Source organism: Amnimonas aquatica, assembly GCF_002943415.1.
GTDB lineage: Bacteria > Pseudomonadota > Gammaproteobacteria > Pseudomonadales > Moraxellaceae > Perlucidibaca > Perlucidibaca aquatica_A.
This window is the reverse complement of record NZ_PTQZ01000194.1, coordinates 1-3,421: the sequence shown is the minus strand read 5'-3', so window position 1 is coordinate 3,421 and position 3,421 is coordinate 1. Positions and strand designations below refer to the sequence as shown.

Sequence of the window (3,421 nt, the reverse complement as noted above, 5' to 3'; positions counted from 1 at the left end):
CACGGAACCACTTGTCATCGGCGGCGGCGCCCTGCAGCTCGATGCCGAGCTGGCGCACGCGCACCGGCTCGCCGGCATTGACGGTCAGGCGCCAGTCGCCGTCGCGGCGCACCAGGCTAATGTCGGGCTCGTAGTAGCCCATGGCCTGCAGGGTCTGGGCAACAGCGTAGGTGGCCTCGCGCACCAGCTGCTCGTCATCGACCGGCACCGGCTCGCCGGCGGACACCGACGGCAGGTCATCTTCACGCTTGGGCGGTTCGCGCCAGTCCTTGACCGCGAGTTCGACCTCTTCCTCCAGGGCATTGGGCGTGACCACGAAGCGCCAGTCGGGCGCAGCCCAGCCCGGCTGGCACAGCACCAGCAGACCGCCCCCCAGACATTGTCGCCACCATCGCCGCATGCGCTTTCCCCGGCCGCCAGCCAGCCATCCCTGCCCTGCCACCTGACGCGTCACCGCGCCTGGTAGGACCCCGTCCTGTCCGCCCCGTCACTCCCGGCACCGGCCGGATGCCCCGCTTTCTCGATGGCTTCCTTCACCTGCGGCGGCATGTAGTTCTCGTCGTGCTTGGCCAGCACTTCGTCCGCCACCACGACACCGTCCTGCCAGCGTCCGTTGGCAACGATGCCCTGCCCCTCGCGGAACAGGTCGGGCAGGATGCCCTCGTAGACCACATCCACCGAGTGCCGCAGATCGCTGATGCTGAAACGCACCGCGAGGCTGTCCGGCGCACGCCGCACCGACCCCTGCACCACCAGGCCGCCGGCCTGGATACGCTGGCCGTCGACGGCTTCATGGGCGGCGAGCTGACTCGGCGTGAAAAACAGATTGATGTTCTGGCGCAGGGCGTAGGCGGCCAGCGCCACGGCAAGGGCGAAGCCGGCCAGCAGGGCGAGGATCCAGATCAGTCGGCGGCGGCGCTGCGGGTGCATGGACATCAGTTCCGGTTGTCGGGCGCGCGGCCCGGTTCAGGGGAGTCGGCCGGTCGCCGTGCCTGCTGCCGCACCGCCTGCCGGTGCTGCTCGCGCAGCCAGCGGCGCTGGTGCCAGCGCGAACCCAGGATCAGCAGCGCCAGCAGCGCCGTCATGAGGCCGTAGGACAGCCACACATATATGCCATGACCGCCCATGGCAAGGAAGTCCGCGAAGGAGTCGAAGTACATGGTCAGCCCCGCCTCCCGTCACCGGCCTGGCTTGCGGCGACGATGTCGCGTACCCAGCGCGCGCGGCGCTCGCGGCGCAGGATCTCGTGCCGGCTGCGCATCAGCACCACGGCCGAATAAAGCAGCCAGAGGCCGAAGAACATGACCAGCAGCGGCAGGTACATTTCCGGCGGCATGGACGGCCGCTCGGTGATGCGGAAGGTCGAGCCCTGGTGCAGCGTGTTCCACCACTCCACCGAATACTTGATGACCGGCAGGTTGACCACGCCGACCAGCGCCAGGATGGCCGCCGCCTTGCCGCCCTGGGCAGCATCCTCGAAGGCGCTGTGCAGCGCCATGATCCCGGCATAGAGGAAGAGCAGGATGAGCATGGAGGTCAGGCGCGCATCCCAGACCCAGTAGGTGCCCCAGGTCGGCTTGCCCCAGAGCGAGCCGGTGAACAGCGCGCACAGGCAGAACAGCGCCCCCACCGGCGCCGCCGCCTTCGCCACCATGTCGGCGGTCTTCACCCGCCAGACCAGCGAGATCAGCGCGCAGACGGCGAGCAGCAGATAGCCGCCCATGGCCAGACTGGCCGACGGCACATGGATGAAGATGATGCGGTAGCTGTTGCCCTGCTGGTAGTCCGCCGGCGCGAAGGCCAGCCCCCAGACCAGCCCGGTGGCGATCAGCACGGCGGCCGGCCAGGCCAGCCAGGGCAGCCAGCGACCGCTCAGCTCGTAGAAATGGCGCGGGCTGACAGTGCTCTCGAATGCCGCCCAGAGTCGGCGCAACCAGCTCATGTGTTCTCCCGTGGTGCCGCGCCGGCGCGGCACCTTGTTTCTTGTTTTCACCCATGCCGCAGCGACTGCCCGCCCGGATCAGCGTCCGCCGCCGGCAAGCCGGAGCGCGGCGGCGGCGGCCAGCGGCGCCAGCATCAGCGCCAGCACCAGGAATGCCGCCAGCAGCGCCAGATGACCGTCGACCGGCAAGCCTAGCACGGCGCTGCGCACCGCCGAGGTGGCGAAGATCAGCACCGGAATGTGCAGCGGCAGCGTGATCAGCGGGACCAGCACGCCGCCACGCCGCAGCCCGACGGTGAGCGCGGCGCCGATGGCGCTGATCAGGCTCAGCGTCAGCGTGCCGATCAGCAGCGTGGCGCACAATACGCCTATGGCACTGCCCGGCAGGTTCAGCAGTACCGCCGCCAGCGGTGCCAGCACGGTCAGGCTGAGGCCGGTCTGCAGCCAGTGCGCCAGCACCTTGGCAAGCACCAGCAGCGGCAGCGGCGCCGGACTCAGCAACAGCTGCTCCAGCGTGCCATCTTCATGGTCGCCGCGGAACAGGCCGTCCATGGCCAGCAGCACCGCCAGCAGCGCCGCGATCCAGATGATGCCGCCGGCCAGCTCGCGCAGGCGCGCCGGCTCCGGGCTCACCGCCAGCGGCACCAGCGCGATGACCATGAGGAAAAACACCAGCGGGTTCAGCCAGTCGCCGCTCTGCCGCAGCCCCAGGCGCAGGTCGCGGCGCAGCAGCTGCCAGGCGGCGCGAAGCATCATGTCGGGGCTCCGTCGGCGCGGGAGCCATCGCTATCCGCGTCGTCGTCATAGGCCGGCAGCAGCTGCAGCTGCTGCAAGGGACAGCGCAGCGCCAGCGCATGGTGCGTGGTCAGCATGACCANGGCGGTGAACGGCTCGTCCAGCAGCCACAGCGGCACCGGCTCGGTGAACAGGCGCGCGAGCGCGACGCGGCGCTTCTGGCCGGCCGACAGATGCCCGGCCAGACTGTCCTCGTGACCGTCGAGACGCACGCGCGCCAGTGCGGCGGCGATCGCGGCATCATCCGGCGCCAGGCCGCGCGCGGCGGCCAGGAAGCGCAGGTTCTCGGCCACCGTCAGCGCCGCCTTGATGCCCGGCAGATGCCCCAGGAACAGCAGCTCGCGGAGGAAGGCGGCAGGATCGTGATCGCGGTCCCGGCCGCGCCAGCACACGCGCCCCCGCGACAGCGGCGCCAGCCCGGCGACCAGCTGCAGCAGCGTGGTCTTGCCGACGCCGTTGGCGCCACCGACCTGCACCACCCCGCCGGCCGGCAGCGACAGCGACAGCGCGCCGAACAGGCAGCGGTCGTCACGCCAGGCTTCCAGGTCTTGCAGCTCGAGCACGGGGCGGATTCCAGTGTGCGAAAGGTGGGATGGGCGGCATTGTAGCCCAGGCCGGCGCATTTTCCCGTGATTTGTGGCAGATTGGCCCGGTATGCCGGATGCCTGCGCGCATCGTCATCAT

General features: G+C 70.0%; 6 protein-coding genes. All 6 read right to left on the bottom strand.

Features of this window, described 5'->3' with window-relative positions:
• On the bottom strand, positions 1–400 hold a 400-nt coding region (locus tag C5O18_RS07695), incomplete at its 3' end, for a POTRA domain-containing protein (protein ID WP_241146780.1).
• A gap of 50 nt (positions 401–450) precedes the next feature.
• A complete protein-coding gene (gene ccmE, locus C5O18_RS07690; protein WP_105192901.1) occupies positions 451–930 on the bottom strand; it encodes a cytochrome c maturation protein CcmE in 480 nt (159 codons plus the stop codon).
• A gap of 5 nt (positions 931–935) precedes the next feature.
• On the bottom strand, positions 936–1,160 hold the full coding sequence (gene ccmD, locus C5O18_RS07685; RefSeq protein ID WP_105192899.1) for a heme exporter protein CcmD: 225 nt from the start codon (positions 1,158–1,160) through the stop codon (positions 936–938).
• Positions 1,161–1,162: 2 nt separating this feature from the next.
• On the bottom strand, positions 1,163–1,942 hold the full coding sequence (locus C5O18_RS07680; protein ID WP_105192897.1) for a heme ABC transporter permease: 780 nt from the start codon (positions 1,940–1,942) through the stop codon (positions 1,163–1,165).
• A gap of 78 nt (positions 1,943–2,020) precedes the next feature.
• On the bottom strand, positions 2,021–2,698 hold the full coding sequence (gene ccmB, locus C5O18_RS07675; RefSeq protein WP_105192895.1) for a heme exporter protein CcmB: 678 nt from the start codon (positions 2,696–2,698) through the stop codon (positions 2,021–2,023).
• A complete protein-coding gene (ccmA, locus tag C5O18_RS07670) occupies positions 2,695–3,360 on the bottom strand; it encodes a heme ABC exporter ATP-binding protein CcmA (protein ID WP_105192893.1) in 666 nt (221 codons plus the stop codon). Before ccmA ends, ccmB begins: the two co-directional genes overlap by 4 nt.
• Between the last annotated feature and the right edge of the window lie 61 nt (positions 3,361–3,421).

What these genes read in the sequence shown, in the direction of transcription:
- ccmE (WP_105192901.1), bottom strand. Translation starts at nt 930, where the DNA reads ATGCACCCGCAGCGCCGCCGCCGACTGATCTGGATCCTCGCCCTGCTG.
- ccmD (WP_105192899.1), bottom strand. Translation starts at nt 1,160, where the DNA reads ATGTACTTCGACTCCTTCGCGGACTTCCTTGCCATGGGCGGTCATGGC.
- C5O18_RS07680 (WP_105192897.1), bottom strand. Translation starts at nt 1,942, where the DNA reads ATGAGCTGGTTGCGCCGACTCTGGGCGGCATTCGAGAGCACTGTCAGC.
- ccmB (WP_105192895.1), bottom strand. Translation starts at nt 2,698, where the DNA reads ATGATGCTTCGCGCCGCCTGGCAGCTGCTGCGCCGCGACCTGCGCCTG.